Below are 21,755 nucleotides of genomic sequence, written 5' to 3' on the forward strand. Positions count from 1 at the left end.
TATTTTAAAAAAAATTATCTTTTATAAATTTGACTTTAAAAAATATTATTTTAATTTTTCTAAAGTATGAACTTTAATGATTATTTTAATTTTGATGAATCTGTTAATTTTGATTATAACTCATTCTTTGAAAAAATAAATAGTATTAAATCTGAACATATCTTTACCGTTAATGAGATTACATCTATTATTCAAAATATTATTGAAAATTATACTTTTTCTAATATTTTGGTTTCTGGAGAAATATCAAATATTTCTAAATCATCTTCAGGACATATCTATTTTTCGCTTAAAGATGAATCTAAATCTTTATTAAGATGCGTACTTTTTAGACATCATCTAATTAATATCAACTTTAATTTCAAAGATGGTGATAAAGTTATATGCAAAGGTGATATCTCAGTATATAAACCTAATTCAGAATTCAATTTAAAAGTTAAAAACATTAGAAAAGAAGGAATTGGAGAACTTTTTCAAAAATTTGAAGAATTAAAAGAAAAATTAAAAGCAAAAGGACTTTTTGACCAGGCAAATAAAAAACAAATTCCACTTTATCCTTTTAACATTGGAATAATTACTGCAGAAACAGGAGCAGTTGTAAATGATATTGTAAAAACTTTGAAAAGGCGAGCCCCATTTATCAATATTTATATTTTTCCATGTCTTGTACAAGGAGAGGAAGCATCAAAATCAATTATTAATGCAATAAGAAATGCAAACACTTTTTCAGATAAAATTCAAAATCTGGACTTAATAATTATCGCAAGAGGTGGTGGCTCAATTGAAGATTTATGGTGCTTTAACGAAGAACCAGTAGCATATGAAATATTTAATTCAAAAATTCCTACAATCTCTGCTATAGGACATGAAACTGATTTTACTATATCTGATTTTGTAGCAGATTTGAGAGCTTCAACTCCAACTGCAGCTGCAGAAATTATCTCAAATAACTTCATTACAATCAAAGAATTTCTATCTGAAAGTCATTATACTTTAATTAAAGAATTAATAAAACTTATAAATTTAAAAAAATCTAAAATTGATCCAAATAAAAATATATTATTGTTATCAAACTATTTATCAAAAAAAATTGATAAATTTAGTTATGATCTACTTTTTTTTGAAAATAAAATAATAAATTTATTTAATCAAAAACTTATAAATTACAAAAAAAAGGTTGAATATAATCAATCTATTCTTGAAGCTTTATCTCCTGAAAATATTTTAAAAAGAGGTTTTGTTATAATAAAAAAAGATAATAAAATAATAACATCTTCTAAAGAACTTTTAAGTAGAGATAAAATTTTAATAAATTTTTATGATGGGAAAAAAGAAGCAACTATCAATTAAAATAAAAATAAATTTTTATTTAATTTGCTAACAGGAATAATTTTTAATTAAATTATCATTAAAATATTATTATTTTTAATTGCTTTAAAATTAAAATTATTAAAAAAAAATAATATCAAATAACAGAGGTATAAATGAAAAATTTTGAAAAAAAACTTGAAGAACTTGAAACAATTATAAAAAAATTAGAAGATGAAAAAACACCACTTGAAGAATCCTTAAATCTTTACATAAAAGGAGTAACAATAATAAAAGAATTAAACACTATCTTAAATAATATAGAAGGAAAAGTAGAAATTATTAGACGTAAAATGGAATCAGATAATTTTTATATGGAAGACATCACAGAGATTTTCAAAAAAGAAGAATCCAATTTAAAAAGTTCAACAATTAAAACATTAAACAAGAATCAGAGTGAAAAAAACAAGATAGATTTAGATTTAAAAAATGTTGATGAAAATTATAAAACATCAAAAAAAGAAGATATTCAAGAAGATATAGATGATTTAAAAAAAGATCTATTCTAAAATAATATATCTATCCTAATAAAAATTATATTTATTCAATTATACAACTATTTACATAGGTTATGATACTTTCTTTCACTTTTTCTTTTTCAGGTAATTTAAAATAATTATATATATGCTCTTGAGGCTTTTCATTGTAATAAGGCCTATTACAAAACTCACATCCTCTTGTCATTAAAAATTGACCATTTCTGATACTATCAACTTTATTTAAAAAATCAAATAGCTCATACTTATCTCTAAAATAACTATTCTTTTTAAATCCTATTAGATTTCCATACTTTTCAAAATAAAAAAAATCAAGAAATTTTATTAATGAAAATAGATTATTTAAAATAAATTTAGAGTTTTTATCTTTTATTAAAATTAAATCTTCTTTATTAAATCCCTTTTTAATACTTAAAAAATTTTCCTTTTTAAGTATTTCATCTATTATCGCTAATGTTAATTGAATTTTCCTATACCTTTCCAATGGAACACTTTTTTTATTTTCAAATTTTGTTTTTTTAATAGGAGTAAAGTTAAATAAAGCAAAACCTGTATCCAATATTTTTGAAAAAATATAAAAATTCAAAATTTCAAAATCTGTTTCTCCTAGACCACAAATTATATGAGTAGTAATTTTATTATTAAATATTGATCCAATCTCATAAAAAAGCTTTAAATCATCACAAAAATCTCTTCCTTTAATATATTTATAGTTACTATTAGAAACACAATCTATTGCGAACCCAAGTTTAGATAAACCAATATAAAATAATTCCTCTGCTTCCTCTTTTCTACTAATATGAATAGATGCTCCAATAGGAACATTAAATTTCTCAACAAATCTATTTAAAACATTTTTAAATACCTCAAAATAACCATTAAATGAAACAACTTGAAAACAAATTTTTTTTATTTTTTTTTCTAATATAGCCTTTTTTAAAGCTATCTCTACTTGATCAATATTAAAAAGGGGCCACTTAACTCTACTTAAAAATACTTTTTCTGTCTGAGATTCTTTTGCTTGAGCACAAAAAGAACAATTATTTTGACATTTTTCTCCTAACATTAAATAAGCTTGATAAGAAAAAGCATCTGTTTTATAATTTATAAGATTCAATGTCTTTGCAGTAAGATATGACACACCAATTTTAATATTCTCCATAACTAAATACTTTTGTAAAATTAATAGTAATTTTAATTTTAAAAAAATTTTTTAATTAAAAATTAAATAAATTGCTTTGTAAAAATTAAAATAAATAAAAAATATTTTAACTATATATTTAAACATTAAAAGACACAAATGATTACTTAAATCATTTAATCAAAAATAAAATAAAAGTGCAAAAAAAAGATCATAATTCGCTATGAAATGATCAGTCCTACTTTCTGCTTCATAAAATTGAACATAATTTTCAAATACTTTATCTTTAATAAAAGAAAAAGATATGTTAGAAAAAATGTTATTGTTTAATTTATATGTTATACCAATTGATATTTTGTATTTTGGTTGATAAATAATCAAATCATCTGCAAATATATTTGAATCATAAAATGAAAAAATAATAAAAAATTTTGCACAGGAATTAAAAACAGAAGAAAAATATATAAAGAATCCAGCTCCAGGAAATGGAGTACCCATATTATTATAATTTGGAAGATCATCTGGTAATAAAAAACCATCATTATAGTTATAAAGATAAAGATTCCAAAAAGATTTATAAGATGGATTACTTTGATCCGAAATAAAATTATTATAAGTTGGGTCATATGGATTAATTTTATCCTTTGTAAATCCATGTAAAGTCAAATAAGTTTCAAATGCAAAATTAAAACTAAATTTTTTTGAAATATACAAATATTCTAGATAAAAAGAAAATTGATCATTTCTAACTTTAGCAGGAACTGAGCCCCTTTCACCTAAAGAAGTTGCAATTGATAAATAGAAGCCAGATAATTTTAAATTTTCCTCTGTTATAAAATCTAAAAATTTCTTATAACTATAATTTTTTATATATCTTCCAATTAATTCAATAAAAGTTTCATTTTTGAAAAAAAAATTTAGATAAAAATAATGGAGTAATTTATATGTTTCATCTAGATTAAACAAAATAGAATTTAGCAAACGATTTTTTGAAGAAGAATTATCTCTAATGTCTAGATTTTCAAAAATACCACTTCTAATAATTATTTTAGAGAAAAACTGTTTTGAAGAATTTGAATCAAGTCCTTCTTCACCATTTGAAGTTCCTAAATATAAACTAAAAGAAAAATCTCTTTCAATATTATAATTAATTTTTATTAATAAAAAAATATCAAATAAATGAGCGGAATTTGAATAATACAAAGGTAAAATTCTATCACCTAAAAAAAAAGCAAAGTAAGGATGTGCATTACTAAAATTAAAATAAGGAAGATTATAGTTAGGTAAAGGATATGCAGGTGTTCTATATATGACAGGAGGATTGTAATTTTCAAAATGGTAATTTAATATAAGATTTTGAAGATAGCATGCAATAAAATAAAAATTTCTATTTACTTCAGTTTCAAAATAAATTTCCCTAATTCTTATTAAATCAGGATTAAATTGATTAAAAAATCTTGATTTATTTGATGACAAAATATTAAAATCAAAATTTATTTCAAAAAAAGAAAGTAGGTTAATTCTATCATTAAAATTTAATTTTTGCGAATATAATAATAAAGGGGAAAATACAATATTAAAAGTATCTTCATTTCCAGTAATCTCAACCATCTCACATGTCCTATAAAAAGAAACAATACTAAAAAGAAAAAGAAAGTTTTGATAATTATTTGACAAAAAGTTTGTATAACTTAATTTAGAGAAATAATTAATATAAAATTCATTTGAAAAAATATCAATTGTGGTTGATATAAGTGTAAAAATTATAATTAAAAGGATAAAAAAAAATTTATTTTTACCTTTTATCAAAAAAACCCCTCATATCAAGTGTCGAAAAATTTTTAAGAGGCAAAGAAACTGGTTTTTTGGTTTTTGATGACTTATATATTGCAAGAATTATTTCAAGGGCTTTTTTTCCTGCTTCACCATCAATTAATAACTTTTCATTATTAACTATAGCATTATAAAAATTTCTATATAAAGGAGTATGACCATAACCATAAACAGCTTGAAAATCATTATCTTCTAGATTATATCCTTCATTAACTACTTTTTCTTCAGTATCACCATACTTATCAGAATCTTTAAATCTCCATATTTCTATCTTATTTACAGCAAGCCCACCTATCTTAACAGTCCCACTTTCTCCAGATATAAATAGAGTTTCTTCTAGATTTTTAGGATAAATATTTGCTGTACCTTCTATTATACCAATAGCTCCATTTCTAAATTTTATTATTGCTGACCCAAAATCTTCAGCTTCAATATTTTTTAAATATCTTTCTGTAGCCCCATATACTTCACAGGCATCTTCTCCAAGCATCCATTGTAATAAATCTATATTATGAGTACATTGATTCATAAGTGTACCTCCATCAAGAGACCATGTCCCTCTCCATGGTGCTTGCTTATAATAATCCATATTTCTTGTCCATCTAACACTAGCAACACCATAAAGTAGTTTTCCAAACCTTTTATTTTCAATAGCTTTTCTCAATAGTTGAATTGGTTTATTGAATCTATTTTGAAAAGAAACACATAGCAATCTTTTATATTTATAAGAGACTTCTATCATTCTATCAGCATCTTTAATAGATAATGCCATAGGCTTTTCACAAATCACATGAACTCCTGAAGATAAAACATTTATAGTTATCTCAGGATGATAACCTGATTCTGTAGAAACAATTGCAAAATCAGGTTTTAACTCTTTAATCATATCTTTATAATATTTATAAGTTTTTACTTCAATGTTTACATTATTTCCTGAATTCTTAATTTTCTCATAGTATTCTTTTTTTATCTCAATAGCTCTTTCTTCTAAAATATCACAACATCCTATTAGTACCATTTTAGGGAAATTGGCAATAAAAGCATCAACATGTTTATGAGATATTCTACCACAACCAATTATTACACCCTTTAAATCCATGAATTTTATCCTTTTTAATTTTATTTTTGATTTTCATATTTAAAAAATTTACACACATATAAAAAAAATCTTAATTTATTTACAAAATACTTTTAATCCATTTATAAATATCTTCATATACTTCACTTTTATTAATTTCATTAATCATCTCATGTCTACCATCTTTATAAAACTTATATTCAATGTTTTTTATGCCATATTTTTGATATATCTTAATTAAATTTAATACACTTTTTGTATTTTCACCAACTGGATCTTTTTCTCCTGAAAAAATATAAATCTTAATATCTTTATTAATTTTTTTTAAATTACAATCTTTAAAATTTGATTTTATCCCTTTTAACAAATCATTAAAAAATAAAGTTGTACAAACAAAACCACAATAAGGATCATCAATATATTTTTTAACTTCTAATTCATCTCTAGAAAGCCAATCAAATTTTGTTTTATTTGGCTTAAAAGCATTATTATACTTTCCAAAAGATAACTTATCCATAATATAATTTCTTCTTTTAGAAGCACCGAAAAATTTAAAAATTTCAGTAATAATAATTCCTAAACTCCCAAGAATTCCAGGATCTCCAGATGTGCCAGAAAGAATTACATAACTAACAGAATCTGGATATCTTTGAATAAAGGTTTGAGCTAAAAAAGATCCCATACTATGCCCAAATAAAATTATTTTAGAATTTTTATGAGTATCTTTAATTTTGTCATTAATAATTTTTAAATCATCAACTACTTTAAGCCAACCATCTTTATCTGAAAAATACCCACATTTTTCTGGAGAAGCAGCAGTTTTTCCATGCCCTCTATGATCATTTGCCCAAACTTCAATATTTTTAGAAACCAAAAAATTTGCTAAAGGTTCATATCTTAATGCATGTTCAGCCATACCATGAGCAATTTGAACAATAGCATCTGGTTTTTTATTTTCAGGGTTACACCATCTATAACAATAAATTGGAACTTTATCTAAACCATTAATTGTAAACTCAATTCTTTCAAAATTAATACCCATAAAACCCCCTTTTTAAATTTTATAACGATATTTTTATCAAAAAAATCATTTAAACCTAATAACCTGGACAAACCTTAGATGGATCTTCAAAAAGCTTGAAACTTAAGTAATGTTTATCAAAATATTTTTTAAATTCGGCAGCAAGCTTAAATGCTTGTTTTTTATAAGCTTCATTATCTAACCATGTATTAGATGGTAACAAAAGTTTTTTATCTTCTATTCCCTCAACATCAATAACAACATCAAGCTTAAAGATAGAATCATAAATAGTTTTAGCATCATCAATTTTCCCAGATAAAATACTCTCTATTATTTTTCTTGTAAAGTTTATGTCAAACCTTTTACCAACTCCAAACTGACCACCATACCAACCAGTATTAACAAGATAAACTTTAGAATTATATTTTTTAACCTTTTCTATAAATAAATTTAAATAATAATGAGGTTTAGCTGGCATAAATGGTGCCCCAAAAAATCTTGAAAAAGTAGCTTGGGGTTCAACAATACCAGTTTCTGTTCCTGCAAGTTTTGATGTATATCCCATCAAAAACCAAAATTTTAAATTTTCTTCATTTAATCTTGAAACAGGTGGTAAAACTCCATTAGCATCAGCTGTTAAAAAAATAATGTATGATGGATGATATCCTTTAGCTTCTTCCTTAACATTTTTTAAAAAGCTTAAGGGATATGATCCTCTACTATTTTCAGTTAATCTAGAATCAAAAAGATCAAATGATCCATCTGGGAATATCATAATATTTTCAACTATAGCTCCATTTTCAAGAGGTTCTCTCGCCGAAAAGCAAGCATTATAAATATCTGGTTCTTTTTCTTTATTTAAATTTATTAATTTTGCATAACAACCATTTTCAAAATTAGCAATTCCATTATCAGACCATCCATGTTCATCATCACCTATTAAAAGTCTTTCAGGAGAAGTAGATAGTGTTGTCTTACCTGTACCAGATAAACCAAGAAACAAAGCTACATCTCCATTTTTACCTTCATTTGCCGAACAATGTAAAGGTAAAATCCCTTCAAAAATAGTATAATAATTCATAATGGTAAACATTAATTTTTTCATTGAACCCATATAAGATGAACCGATTATAAGACCACAATGTCTTTCATAATCAATACCAATGAATATTTTTGAGATTTTTCCATCTTTGCCCTCTTTTAATAAACCTCTATATTTTTCAGGATCAATATAGTCATTTGGAACAACAATAAGGTAAAAATCTTTGTCATTAAATACAGATAAAGACAAATTCTGATTTTTTCTGAACATATTATCTATAAAAACAAGATAAAGTGGATTATCTGTAAGTACCCTAACTTTCATAGTATATGAATCATCAGCTCCAATAAATCTGTCCAATAAATATAATTTATTTTTATTGTTTAATATCTTAATAGCATCATCAAGCAACATATCAAAAGTTTTTTCATCAATTGGATTATTATAATTAGAAAGCCAATCAATTTTATCAATATTTTCATCTCTTTTTACTGTATAGGTGTCTTGGGGTCTTCTTCCAGTTGAATGCTCTGGTGTAATTGTAGAAAGCGTACCACAATTTAACAAAAAACATCTTTTTGTTTGTATAGATTCATGAATTAAAAATCTTCGGGAAGGATTTTCAATAATATTATTTTTAAATTTAAGAAATTTTTTAATTCTTTCCATAAGATACCCTTATAAAATTAAATAATACAAAATTAATATTTAATATTAAATTTTAAAGTCAACAAAAAAGTAAATTAATTTGAATTTCTTATACTTAAATTTCTCAATTATAAAAATTTTATAAATATTAAATTTTTATTTTTTAAATCCTTGGAATGTTATTAAAATTAACATTTTTTATATCTTTATGATTAATTTTTTTTATTTTTTTTAATAAGTAATGGATAGCCTTATCAAGTTGTGAGTCTCTACCCTTTTGCCAATCTTCCGGAATTAATTCAACCTCATAATCTGGCTCAACTCCAAAATTTTCTATTTTAGCTCCTATATCTTTAAACCAAAATATATATTCTGGTTGAGTTGTATAAGCCCCATCAATCATTCCTCCTTTATAGCTCACCCCAATTATACCACCCCAAGTCCTTGTTCCGAGAATTTTACCAAGTTTCATAAATTTAACTGCATAAACAAATATATCACCATCAGAACCAGTATATTCATTCGCCAAAAATATCATGGGTCCTTTAGGAGATTCTTTAGGGTAAGTTTCTGGTTTACTTACCCATCTAGTAAAATCATAACCTATAATTTTTCGTGACAATTTTTCAACTATAAGTTCTGAAACAAATCCTCCTTTATTGTATCTAATATCTATAATTAAACCTATATAATTTATCTCCTTTAAAAAATATTTATGAAACTCAGAATACCCAAAATATTCCATATCAGGTATATGTATATATCCTATTTTACCACCACTTTTTTTATGAACATAATCCCTATTATTATCAACCCAATGTCTATATCTCAAATATTTTTCAGATGGAACTGTTTTAATATAAATATGAAATGTTTTAATCATTTTATTTTTAAAAATCAAAATATCGTTTTTTTCATTATTATTTCTAATTTTTTTAGTATCTTTTTTTAATTCTATAGTTCTTCCAATTACTATATCAACAAAATCATTTGGTTTATTTTTAAGAAGCTTATTTATAGGATTTTTTAAATCTACTTTGTTTCCATCTATACTGATTATATAATCGCCTTCTTTAACATTTATACCAGGAGTTAAAAATGGTGATCTATTTACTTCTATCCAAGGATCTCCTGGATAAATTTTTAATATTTTAAAAAAATTAAGTTTTTTATCAAATTCAACATCTATTCCTAAAAATCCAATATTATAAAAGGGGGCTTTTCTTTTGTCCCCTCCATATTCATAACAATGAGAAGTTCCAAGTTCTCCTTGCATTTCTTTTATTAAATCAGATAATTCTGTTCTTGTAGAAACTTTTGGTAAAATTTTATAATATTTATTAAAAACTTCTATCCAATCTTCTTTAATAAAGTTCTCATTCCAAAAATAATCTCTCTGCAACCTCCATGCTTCTTTAAACATTTGTTCCCATTCACCTTCAGGTTCAACATATATTTTAATTCTTTTAATATCGATATAACCATCTTTAGGGTTAAAACTGTAATTATCAGTAGGTTTTTCTGAAGAATCAATTATTCTAAAATCATACTCTGAAGTAAGTAAAAATAGTTTTTTCCCATTATCAATAAGTTTAAAATCAACAACACCTTCATAAAATATTTCAATTTCCTTAGTTTTCAAGTTATAAGTATATAAATAACCAAAATCACTATTTTTTAAATTACTTTCAAATTCTCCTTTTAATGGAAATAATAAGAAAAAAAATTTTTCATAATTAGCTTCAATTTTGGTATAAATTCCACCAACAACAGGGAATTCTAGAATTCTTCTCTTTATATTATCAAAATCAATCCTTCGTTGTTCCTTTTCATTTAATTTTTCTTTTTTATTAAGATTATCCACAAATTCAAAGATTATTTTTTCTTTTGTTTTGCTACTTTTTTTTATTTTCATTTCATCAAATAAATCAATAGCATTTAATTCACTTTCATTTTCTTCAAAATCATTTAGAGAAAAAGCGAAAGGATCAGATAATGTTTTATCAAGTAAAATAATATAGGGTTTAAGACCAAATGGAAAACTTATTTCAAATTGTAAATAATCATCAACTGGATCAAAATTTCTTCCTGAAATAAATAGTAAATATTTTCCATCAGGTGAAAAGTAAGGTGCAAAATCAAATCCAAGACCATCTGTAATTTCATATCTTCGATCATTTTGGATGTCATAAATTTTTATTATACTTTTATTAAATGAAATAGGAAAAGAATAAGCGATATAATTTGAATCAAAAGAAAATGAAAATGAATCTATTACCCCATAACTAGATTTATCTATAAACTTATATGTTTCATTTTCAATATCTATAAAATACAATTCATTTCTATGGTTTGAAATACAAATATAGTTTTTTATTTTAGAACTCTCAATTTCTATAATATTCCCAAAATCCCATTGTTTAAATATTTTTCTTTTTGTTTTTAATTCAGATGATAAAATCTTACTTATAGCTAACCTAACATCATTTAATTCATCTGTAACAAAACAGATAGTTTCATTATCTGATAAAAAAACAGGCAAACTATCTCTTATATTATTTTTATTAGTAATTATATCTACTGGTCCATACCAATTATACATACCAGCTATTTTACCTCTTATATTTAAAGCAATTTTTTTCCCATCATTAGAAACAGTGTAGCCTTGAATATAATTTTCTATATCAATATATTTTCCTCTTTTTTGTGGCTTTGAAGAAAAATAATTTATATTTACTAAATCATATTTCTCAGTTAATAAATCAAATTTATATATATTACCACCACATTGATATACTATTATTTTCTCATCATAATTAAGCGAAGGATTTCTAACATAAAAATCACTATGATTTGTTAATTTTTTAATTTTCTTTAAATCAAGATCAGATTTATAAAGATTCCCAATTCCTTCAAAATCAGAAATGAAAATAATAAATTCTTCATAAAATATAGGGTTTGAAATATTACCTTTTTCAAATTTTAATAATTTAAATTTTTTTGATCCATCTTTTTTAATCCATAGTTTACCAGCACTACCCCCTCTATATCGTTTCCATTGAGTCATATCTTCTGTATATGGCTGCAATATTATGTTATTTAAATCAAAATTATTGTTCTTAAAAGAAACAAACCTTGCACAACCAACATTAATTTTTATTATTTCTCCACTTTCAATATCTATAGAATATAGGAAAAATATTTCATTAAATGGATTATTGTAATTTGATGTAAATAATATCTTATTATCATTATCAAAAAACATAATAGGAAAAATATTTGAACCTAGATATGTTAATCTATATATTTGTCCATTTTTTAAATTAAGTAAGAAAAGTTCTTCATCTCCTTCTTCATTACCACTAAAAACAATTAGCTCTCCATTAGAAGATATTACTGGATTTTTAATTTCTCCTTTTGTACTTGTTAATTTAATTGATCTTTCAATATTAAAATCATATTGCCATAAGTTTTCTTCAGATATAAAATATATAGAATTATTCTTATAAATAGGGTATTGAAAATAGCCATTGTTTTTCATAAAAGAATTTTAACACATTTAAAATAAAAAAAAATAATGTAGAAAATTTTATATATATTTTTATTTGATATTTGAAATGAATATATTAATATATTTTAAAAGAATTGAAAGGTTTGATATGTTGATAGATTATGAAAAAGATACAGTTGGATATCTTGATATAACATTTGGTCCAGTATGGGACTATATTCCATTAACAAGAAATTTTATAGAAAATTTTCTATTAATTAATTTAATTGAGAAAAAAAATATAAGTAAAATTTCTCTTGCAGTTTCAGAACTGCTTGAAAACGCTATTAAATATACAAAAAATGATGTAATTAGACTAAAATTAATAAAAAAAGTTAAAGAAAACATAATTGATATACATGTTTTTAACTATTCAGATAAAAAACACGCAGAAACTTTGAAAGAATATTTAAAAGTTATGTACACAAAAGACCCTTTAGAATTTTATTTAGAAAAAATGAAAAACATTTCTAAAACAAACAAAGAAAACTCAAGCATTGGTCTTGCAAGAATCAATTATGAGGCAAAAGCAAAAATTGATGCAATTTATGATGAAAAAACTTCAATTTTAGAAACTCATGCAAAAATTAATTTAGAATAAATAAGGATATTTTATGCAAAACAACAAAATAACAATTAAAGAACAAAACTATAGTATAGAATTTTCTGATAATATAATTAAGATTTTTGGAGTAGTAGAAATTAAAAATCCAAACGACAACTTCTCATTACATATAAAAAAAATTAATTCATTAATATTAGAAAGAAATTTAAAAGAAATAATTTTCGATTTAACAAACCTCGAATTTATGAATTCATCTGGAATAAAAGTATTAGTGGAATGGATTTTAAGATTAGAAGAATTACCTGATGATCAAAGATTTAAAATATTATTTATATATAATCCCAAGATATTATGGCAAGAATCAACTATAAATACTTTATTATTCTTAAATGAAAAACTTTTAAGTAAAAAATCAATTGATGAAAATAATTTTTAATTATATTTTATTTTTCATATATCTCTTTTATTTTTTGTTTAAGTCTTTTAAAAGCTTCCACAACTTTTGGATCAAATTGAATACCACTCTTATTTATTATATATTCAAAACAATATTCAAAATTAAGTGATTCTTTATAATGTCTTTTTGTAAATAAAGCATCAAAAACATCTGCAACTGCAACAATTCTTGCCTCAAGTGGAATATCATTTTCTTTAATACCATAAGGATATCCATTTCCATTCCAGTATTCATGATGATATAAAGCAATATTTCTTGCCATCTGATCTATTCCAGAAGAAGACAACATTTTAGCACCTATCTCTGTGTGCTTTTTCATAATATTAAATTCTTCTTCAGTATAAGAATCTTCTTTTTGTAATATATTATTTGGAATGCCAACTTTACCAACATCATGTAAAACAGAATACATCTCAATTCTTTGGATAAATTCATTATCTAATTTCATCTCTTTAGCTATTTCAAAGCTTAATTTAGCAACCCTTCTGATATGCAAGCCTGTAATTTGATCATTTTCATAATTAGCCATCTCCAAAGCATTTATTAAAGCTAAATTTATCTCTTTTATCTGTTCGGTTTTCTGATCAACAAGTTCCTTTAAAAGCATTGCTTTATCACTCAACATTTTATTCTTTTCAATAAGCTGCTTTTGTGCTTGATTTAGAGATTCTTCTAACTGATCTGAAATTTTAAGTATAGCTTCATACTCCTTTAAAATCTTCAAATATCTATTTAAAAGTTCTTGGTACTCCTTATAAATATCAAAGTCTACTTGATTTAATGAAAGCTTTTTTAAAATTTCTTTGCAGTGATTTATATATTCATCACAATCTATATTTTCAAACAAACCTTTCCTCTTCAAAGTAATTTATAAAAACACATAAAAAAAATTATTTAATAAAGTCCATCATTTTTATAAGTTTGAATAATTAAAGTATTTTAAAATATCCGTAAGACTTTTTATAAAAAAATACAAATATTTAATTAAATTAGATATTTTCAATTAATATTGCAGTAGCTTGTCCACCACCTATACATAAAGAAGCTATACCATATCTAGAATTTCTTTTTTTCATTTCATAAATTAATGTTGTTGTAATTCTGGCACCTGAGGCTCCAATAGGATGTCCTAAAGCTATTGCCCCACCATTAACATTTACTTTTTCAATTGGAATATCTGGTAATTCTCTAAAAATTGAGATTGATTGTGCTGCAAATGCTTCATTTAATTCCCATAAATCAATATCTAAAACATTTAACTTTGATTTTTGTAATAATTTTCTTATTGCAAAAGCAGGTGCTACTCCCATTATTTCTGGTTCAATAGCTGCAGTGGAATAGTTAGCTATTCTTACAAGTGGTTTCAAATTATATTTTTTACAAGCTTCTTCTGAAGCAATAATTAAATATGAAGCTCCATCATTAATACCAGACGAATTTCCTGCAGTAATTGTTCCATCTTTTTTAAAAACAGGTTTTAAAGAAGCAAGTTTCTCTAAACTTGTTCTTCTTGGATGCTCATCAATTTCAAATATTGTCTCTACTCCTTTTTTATCTATTAGTTTATATGGAACTATTTCTTCCTTAAATTTACCAGTCTCTATAGCTTTTAATGCTTTTTCTTGTGATTCAAAAGCAAATTTATCCTGTTCCTCTCTTGTTATTTTATATTTTTCAACAAGATTTTCTGCAGTTATTCCCATATGATAATTATTAAAAACATCAGTTAATCCATCATAAACCATGTGATCTATAACCTCTGAATTTCCAAGTCTATATCCATATCTTGCATTTTTAAGTATATAAGGAGCCATATCCATATTTTCAGTTCCACCCGCAACAACAACTTCATTATCTCCAGCTATAATTGATTGACATGCAAGAATAATAGATTTCATTCCTGAACCACAAACTTTATTAACAGTAAAACTTGGAATTGAAATTGGAAGCTCGGCTTTTATACTAACCTGTCTTGCAATATTCATACCTAAACCAGCTTGTAAAACTGTTCCACTTATTAATTCATCAATGTTTTCAGGTTTTATTCCTGCTTGATCTATACAAGATTTAACAACAGTTGCTCCAAAATCAGCAGGATGAATATCTTTGAAAAAACCACCAAAAGTTCCTATAGCAGTTCTTTTTGCAGCAACGATATATATATTTTTCATCATAAATGTCTCCTTAATCTATATTTATTATTTTAACATCATCAGCAACTTTTATATCAGCATTTGTGTTTTTAATAACAAAATCTATATCATATGGTTGAAAAACTTCTTTTAGATAGAATTTTTTATCCCTTATTTCAAAAAACCCAAGATCAGTTACAACATAATCAACTTCTTCCTTTGCAGTAAGAGGAAGCGAGCATTTTCTAACAAGCTTTGGTACTCCTTCCTTCTCCATATGAAGTGTAGCTGCTATAACTTTTTTTGCTCCAACAGTAAGATCCATAGCTCCACCCATACCAGGAACAAGCTTTCCAGGAATTTTGTAATTTGCAAGATTCCCTTCTTGGTCAACTTCTAAAACTCCAAGTACTGTGTAATCTATATGACCACCTCTTATTATTAAAAATGAAAAGGATGAATCAAAGAAAGCTCCACCAGGTAAAATAGTAACTGGCATACCTCCAGCATTTGTAAGATCTGGATCTTCATTACCAGGTTCAGGTGCAGGTCCTAAACCTACAAAACCATTCTCAGATTGTAAAATAATCGTTATATCTTTAGGAATATAATTTGCAACTAAAGTTGGAAGTCCTATTCCTAGATTAACAACATCTCCATTCTTAAAAAATTTAGCTATTCTTTTAGCAATCCTCTCTTTATTTGGAATATAATCCATATTTCCTCCAAAAGAAAAACTTTAAATTTTCTTTTTTATTTTATTATTATTTATTTAAAACAAGATAGTCTACAAAAATGGATGGAGTTATAACATCCTCAGGATCAATTTGACCAATTTCAACTATTTCATCAACCTCAGCTATAACTACTTTAGCAGCTGTGGCCATTACAGGATTAAAATTTCTTGCTGATTTCGAATATACAAGATTACCTGCCCTATCAGCTCTTTTTGCCTTAATCAAAGCAAAATCGGCATAAAGTGGTAATTCAAGCAAATACTTTTTCCCTTCTATTTCAATAATTTTTTTACCATTTTCAACTTCAGTACCAATTCCAGTTGGAGTTAAAATTCCACCAAGTCCAGCTCCTGCAGCTCTAATTCTTTCTGCAAGTGTCCCTTGTGGTACAAGTATAACTTCGGTTTCCCCTTCATTCATTTGTCTCCCAGTTTCTCTGTTAGTCCCAATGTGAGAAGTAATAATTTTTTTAAATTTTTTCTTTAATACAATTTTAGCTACTCCTTTTATTATATTCTTTTCTGGATTATATATTCCTGAATCATTACATATTAAAGTTAAATTTTTTAAATCAGAATTTGCTATTTCATCAATTAATTTTAATGGAGAACCACAACCAAGAAAACCTCCAATCATCAAGGAATCACCATCTTTTATCATTGAGACCACTTCTTGCGGATTAATTATTTTTTTTTCAATCATTAAGTCCTCCGAAATTTTTAATCAAAGTTAATATAAAATTTTTAAAATTTTTTACAATATAAAATTGTATCAATTAATAAAGTTAATTTTTTTTCAAAAGTTTCATTATTTCTTTCAGTCTTTTCATATAAACCAGTAATTTTTTCATAGAATATTTTATCTATTTCACTTTTTAACAAGTTTAAAAAATTCTTGTTAAATTTTTTTATTTTTATGTTATAGCATTTGTCAATAAAAAAAGAAACTATAAAACTAAATTCATTTATAAGATTAAATTCTAATTCATCAATCCCAACTTCCTTTTTAACATCACATAAAGTTTTATATAGTGAATTATAACCTTTTGGTAAAGATTCTAAAAAAAATTTTTTTAAATTTTTATAATTCGTTAATTTAATAATATTTTTTATCAAAATAAAAAAATTTTTTCTATTAGAGCCCAAAATAGATAACTTTATAAAATCTGTAATTGCTAAAAAAAGTATTCTTAAATAAAATTTAAAAAAGATAAAAATACTTTTTTTTTCATAAGTTATATAAATAAAATCAATAATATCTATAGGATCTAAATAATTAAATCTTACAATTTTTATTTTATTTTTTTTTATTATTAAAATTAAAAATTCTAAAACATTCTTCAATAAAATAGCCACTTTTCTATTTTTAATCGCTTCATAAAAAGTTAAATTAAGATAAGTAAAAATACCATTTGTAAAATTAATAATAAGTTTATTTATTATAAAATAAGAAATATTATTTGTAAACCTTACTTTTATAATAGATTCAAAAATTAACTTATTTTTGTTTTTTGTTTTTTTTATTTTTTGAAATAATTCTTTTAATATATTATTTTTTTCTAAAATTAATTCACCTTTTGAAGTTTGAATAATTTTATTATCTATCTTAGAAACATTATATAAAACTATTCCTCTTAAAATATTAATCTTAATTATTTTATAATTTTTTTCTATATATTTTTCCCAACCATAGCCATTTTGAATAAACAAAATATTTAATTCTATTTTTTCACCAGGTTCAATAATATTAGATTGTATTATTTTATCCTCAATTTTTTTTAAAAATTCATTAAATTTTAAGATACCTACAATTTTAAAAGAAGCTACAATAAGATCAGGAATAAAAAAATTTTTATCTAAATTAAACTTTTTGACTTCAATATTAAAACTTAAATTTGAGTTTTCATTTAATAATTCACCTCTAATATTATATTCAATAAACCCTTTTTTTAAAAACTCTTTTTCCGAATTAAAATCACCTGTTAAATAAACATCTACATCATTATTATCTAATAAAAAACTTATTGAACTTCCAATTAAACCACAACCATATATTAAAACTTTTTTTTTAATCATCTATTTTTATCTTACTTTGTTATTCTTTTTTATCTTTTTTTATTTAATTATTCATAAATTTACAAGATATATATGTAATAAAATACCTCAGAAAATTTATTAAAAAAATAGAAGCATTAATTCATTATAATATTATAATTGAAAATAAAATTAATTATAATATTTTAAATACATAAACTAATTTAAGATAAAAATAATGCTTAATAAAACTTAACTAACATTAAAGAAACATTAAAATATTTAATAAATATTTTTTGTAAGACATACAGAAATAAATTAAAAGGTACCATTTTAATGAATATAATATTAAATACAATTTTATCAATTTTAATACCAATTTTTTTCGGTTTTCTTATTAAAAATTTAAAAGTTTTTCAAGATGGTGATTCTCTAATAATAAGAAAATTTGTTATAAGATGCACTGTTCCATTTATAATATTTAAAAACCTTTACTCTGCAGATATCTCAGAATTCAGCCAGCTATTACCTTGTTTTTCTGGATTTTTATTAATTACTATTTTTTATTTTGTACTAGTTTACATTTTATATGATATTCTTAAAATTAGCAAACCAGAAAAGAACTCATTCTCTTTTTCTACAATGTACGGAAACTATGGTTATATGGGATGGGGGGTTGTTAATAGTTTTTATGGAGAAAAAGGGTTAAATAGATCTATTTTTTTTACTATATTTTTTTGGCCAATTTTTTTAATAACAGGTTTTTTATTCATTTTTTTAAAAAATCACAAAGGAATTTCAAAGAAAGTTTTTTTTAAAACTACTTTAATAAATGCTTCAATACCAATAATTTCAGCTATACTAGGAATTCTTTTTAATTTTTTTAATATCATACTTCCACAATTTATTCTTAATTTTATATCGAGCTTTTCAAGTTTAACTATTCCATTAATTCTCTTTACAATTGGACTTGAGTTAAATTTGAAGTTAAATTTTTCTGATACCAGATTAATATTTTTAAGTTTAATAATTAGACTATTACTATCACAAATATTTGGATTAATTACTATAATTATATTAAAAATTTTTATTAAAAATATTGATACAATAACAATAAAAGTAATTTTAATTGAAACGGTTATGCCCACTGCAACAATGACTCCTTTTTTTTCAGAATACACAGAATCTAATAGATCTTTAATTTCATCAATCATTACTTTTTCAACTTTAATAAGTTTAGTAACTATTCCTATTTGGTATGTACTAATTGAAAAATTTTTAATAAATCTATTAAAATAAAATATTTTAATATTTATGAAATATTAATAAAATAAAAAAATTGAAAAAATTATATTTAAAATTTATTTTTAATAAAGAACAGAAATTAATTCCAAATTAAAAAGAATAAGAAAATAATAATTAATTAATAGAAAAATCGGTAAGATATTTAAGATATGAATGAAATATTAATTAAAAAATTTATAGAAGAAGCAATTTCTGAAGATATTGGTTTTATAGATCATTCTACATTTCCATTATTTAGAGATAAACTATTAAAAGCAGAAATAAAAGTAAAATCTGAAAGTGGAATACTTTGCGGAATAGAATTACTAAAAAATATATTTTTGACTCTTAATTCTTTATCAAACAATCTTCAAAGCAAAAAAAATTTTAAAGAATTAAATATAATTAATTATAAGGAAGATGGAGATCTAATAAAAAAAGGAGATATAGTTTTAACTATCGAAGGAAATGCAGAAGTTATACTAAAAGGTGAAAGAGTTTCCCTAAATTTATTATCATATTTATCAGGTATATCTACAAAAGCTTTTCGCATAAAGAGATTATGGGAAAAAAAAATAGATGAAATAGAAAATAGAAAATATAACTCTCAAATTAATAATGATATTAAAACAAAATTTGATAAAGTAATAACTATTATTAAAAATATAAAAATAACTGATACTAGAAAAATTTTACCTTTATATAGACAATTTGTAAAATATGCAGTAAGGGTGGGTGGATTATTTAATCATAGATTTAATCTATCAGATGGAATAATGTTAAAAGAAAATCATATAAAAGCAGCAGGTTCTATAAAAAAAGCTTTAAGTATCTTAAGAGAAAATTCACCTCTTTTAACAAAAATAGAATGTGAAGTAGAAAACTTTGAAGAATTTTTAGAAGCTTATGAAGGAAAAGCTGATGTTATAATGCTTGATGAATTTGATATAAAAGAATATAAAAAAGTTTCAGAATTCTTAAAACAAAATGAAAAAAATTTTTTACTCGAAGTATCAGGGAACATTAACGAAGAAAAAATTTCAAATCTCATAGACATAATAATTGAAACAGAAATTCCAATAGATATTATCTCAATAGGAACAAGCTTAACATTAAATGTCGAAGTTATAGATTTTTCAATGAAATATTCTTAAGAATTAAATAAATTTTTTTTAATTTTAAAATTTAATTTAAGCATTAATTTAATTAAATTTTTTAAATTATAAATATTTTTTATAATTAAATTCATTTGTGCTTTTTTATTATTATCATTTCTTTTAATATACAAGTAATATTTAATCTTATTTATTAAAAAAATTTAAATCTTTTAACCTTAATTTTCTTTCTTTCAAATAATTTTTTATACCATCCAATATTTCAATTGAAGCTATTGGATTAACAAAATTAATACTGCCAGTTGCTATAGCATCTGCTCCAGCAATTAAAAATTCAATAGCATCTTTATAATTACATATACCACCCATTGAAATTATAGGAAGTTTAGTGATCTGTCTTGCCTCATAAGTCATAAATAGAGCAATAGGCTTTATTGCAGGTCCAGATAAACCAGCAACTATATTGTTAAAAATTGGCTTTCTTTTTTGAATATCAATAGCCATTCCCCTCAATGTATTAATAAGGCTAATTATATTTGTACCTGCTTCTTCAGCTGCTTGAACATATTCTTTTATGTCTGAAACATTCGGTGATAATTTTGTAATTAAAGGTTTTTTGGTAACTTTAGCTATTTCTTTAACAAGATCATAAACAGTTTCAGGTTTTTTTGAAAAGGAAATTCCACCTTCTTTCACATTTGGACATGAAACATTTATTTCGTAATAATCAAATAGGTTTGATTCATTACATTTTTCAACAATTTTTAAAAAATCTTCAACCTGTTTACCATTTATATTAATAATAACTTTTGTCCCTTTCTCCTTTAGCTTATTAAAATATGTTTCATATTTATAAATGGTTTCATCTATTCCAATATTTGCAAGACCAATTGAATTCAACATTCCTGAAGAGGTTTCATATACTCTTGGAGGAATATTTCCTGGATTTGGATTTAATGTAGTTCCCTTTATTGTTATAGCACCTAATAAAGAAACATCAAAAAAATCTTCAAACTCTTCTCCATAGCCAAAAGTACCAGATGCTGTTAAAACAGGATTTTTTAGCTCAAGAACTCCATTTTGAACTTTTAAATCAATTTCAAATTCTTCTTCTTTCGAATGTTTCTCTAAGCTATTCATAATTCCTTTCTATTTTGCAAATTAAATATTTTTTTATACAAATAATTTTATATACAAACAAATTTTTACATAATTTTAATAATTTATATATCAATTTTTTTTAAAAATTATAAT

At 23.5% G+C, this 21,755-nt stretch carries 18 protein-coding genes; 6 read left to right on the plus strand and 12 right to left on the minus strand.

The window, feature by feature from the left end; translation table 11 throughout:
- Positions 1-66: 66 nt before the first annotated feature.
- Together xseA and xseB are read left to right on the plus strand one after the other, a co-directional pair.
- A complete protein-coding gene (gene xseA, locus N3A58_06975; GenBank protein ID MCX8059139.1) occupies positions 67-1,350 on the plus strand; it encodes an exodeoxyribonuclease VII large subunit in 1,284 nt (427 codons plus the stop codon).
- 134 nt (positions 1,351-1,484) lie between these two features.
- A complete protein-coding gene (gene xseB / locus N3A58_06980) occupies positions 1,485-1,877 on the plus strand; it encodes an exodeoxyribonuclease VII small subunit (GenBank protein ID MCX8059140.1) in 393 nt (130 codons plus the stop codon).
- 31 nt (positions 1,878-1,908) lie between these two features.
- On the opposite strand, the gene N3A58_06985 is transcribed toward xseB, so the two are convergent.
- From N3A58_06985 to N3A58_07010, 6 genes are all read right to left on the minus strand, one after another.
- Entirely contained in the window at positions 1,909-3,027 is a 1,119-nt protein-coding gene (locus tag N3A58_06985) for a hypothetical protein (GenBank protein MCX8059141.1), read from the minus strand.
- A gap of 159 nt (positions 3,028-3,186) precedes the next feature.
- On the minus strand, positions 3,187-4,815 hold the full coding sequence (locus tag N3A58_06990; GenBank protein MCX8059142.1) for a hypothetical protein: 1,629 nt from the start codon (positions 4,813-4,815) through the stop codon (positions 3,187-3,189).
- Positions 4,802-5,938 carry a Gfo/Idh/MocA family oxidoreductase gene (locus N3A58_06995; protein MCX8059143.1) on the minus strand — a complete coding sequence of 379 codons (1,137 nt, stop codon included), beginning with the start codon at positions 5,936-5,938 and terminating at the stop codon, positions 4,802-4,804. The genes N3A58_06990 and N3A58_06995 overlap by 14 nt, the downstream gene beginning before the upstream one ends.
- 79 nt (positions 5,939-6,017) lie before the next feature.
- Complete coding sequence (locus tag N3A58_07000) at positions 6,018-6,959, minus strand: lysophospholipase (GenBank protein MCX8059144.1); 942 nt, start codon at positions 6,957-6,959, stop codon at positions 6,018-6,020.
- Positions 6,960-7,014: 55 nt separating this feature from the next.
- Positions 7,015-8,649, minus strand: a complete 1,635-nt coding sequence (locus N3A58_07005) for a phosphoenolpyruvate carboxykinase (ATP) (protein ID MCX8059145.1) — start codon at positions 8,647-8,649, stop codon at positions 7,015-7,017.
- Positions 8,650-8,791: 142 nt separating this feature from the next.
- Positions 8,792-12,169, minus strand: coding sequence for a S41 family peptidase (locus N3A58_07010; protein MCX8059146.1), 3,378 nt, complete (start codon positions 12,167-12,169; stop codon positions 8,792-8,794).
- 76 nt (positions 12,170-12,245) lie between these two features.
- Between N3A58_07010 and N3A58_07015 the strand changes: the two genes are divergently transcribed.
- Positions 12,246-12,779, plus strand: a complete 534-nt coding sequence (locus N3A58_07015) for a hypothetical protein (protein MCX8059147.1) — start codon at positions 12,246-12,248, stop codon at positions 12,777-12,779.
- 13 nt (positions 12,780-12,792) lie between these two features.
- Positions 12,793-13,179, plus strand: coding sequence for a hypothetical protein (locus N3A58_07020; protein MCX8059148.1), 387 nt, complete (start codon positions 12,793-12,795; stop codon positions 13,177-13,179).
- 7 nt (positions 13,180-13,186) lie between these two features.
- On the opposite strand, the gene N3A58_07025 is transcribed toward N3A58_07020, so the two are convergent.
- The 5 genes from N3A58_07025 to N3A58_07045 form a co-directional block, all read right to left on the minus strand.
- Positions 13,187-14,047: an HD domain-containing protein gene (locus tag N3A58_07025; GenBank protein MCX8059149.1), complete on the minus strand. Its 861-nt coding sequence runs from the start codon at positions 14,045-14,047 to the stop codon at positions 13,187-13,189.
- 142 nt (positions 14,048-14,189) lie between these two features.
- Positions 14,190-15,371, minus strand: a complete 1,182-nt coding sequence (locus N3A58_07030; GenBank protein ID MCX8059150.1) for an acetyl-CoA C-acetyltransferase — start codon at positions 15,369-15,371, stop codon at positions 14,190-14,192.
- Between the two features lie 13 nt (positions 15,372-15,384).
- Complete coding sequence (locus N3A58_07035; protein MCX8059151.1) at positions 15,385-16,041, minus strand: 3-oxoacid CoA-transferase subunit B; 657 nt, start codon at positions 16,039-16,041, stop codon at positions 15,385-15,387.
- A gap of 55 nt (positions 16,042-16,096) precedes the next feature.
- A complete protein-coding gene (locus tag N3A58_07040) occupies positions 16,097-16,768 on the minus strand; it encodes a CoA transferase subunit A (GenBank protein ID MCX8059152.1) in 672 nt (223 codons plus the stop codon).
- Positions 16,769-16,812: 44 nt separating this feature from the next.
- Entirely contained in the window at positions 16,813-18,144 is a 1,332-nt protein-coding gene (locus N3A58_07045) for a hypothetical protein (protein ID MCX8059153.1), read from the minus strand.
- Between the two features lie 294 nt (positions 18,145-18,438).
- On the opposite strand from N3A58_07045, the gene N3A58_07050 reads away from it, so the two are divergent.
- Both N3A58_07050 and N3A58_07055 read left to right on the plus strand, forming a co-directional pair.
- Positions 18,439-19,401, plus strand: coding sequence for an AEC family transporter (locus N3A58_07050; GenBank protein ID MCX8059154.1), 963 nt, complete (start codon positions 18,439-18,441; stop codon positions 19,399-19,401).
- A 155-nt stretch (positions 19,402-19,556) separates the two neighbouring features.
- Positions 19,557-20,540, plus strand: coding sequence for a nicotinate-nucleotide diphosphorylase (locus tag N3A58_07055; protein ID MCX8059155.1), 984 nt, complete (start codon positions 19,557-19,559; stop codon positions 20,538-20,540).
- A 147-nt stretch (positions 20,541-20,687) separates the two neighbouring features.
- Here the strand turns inward: N3A58_07055 and N3A58_07060 are convergent, their stop codons facing one another.
- Positions 20,688-21,599, minus strand: a complete 912-nt coding sequence (locus N3A58_07060; protein MCX8059156.1) for a dihydroorotate dehydrogenase — start codon at positions 21,597-21,599, stop codon at positions 20,688-20,690.
- Positions 21,600-21,755 lie beyond the last annotated feature (156 nt).

The sequence above is a fragment of the Spirochaetota bacterium genome (assembly GCA_026415295.1).
GTDB lineage: Bacteria > Spirochaetota > JAAYUW01 > JAAYUW01 > JAOAHJ01 > JAOAHJ01.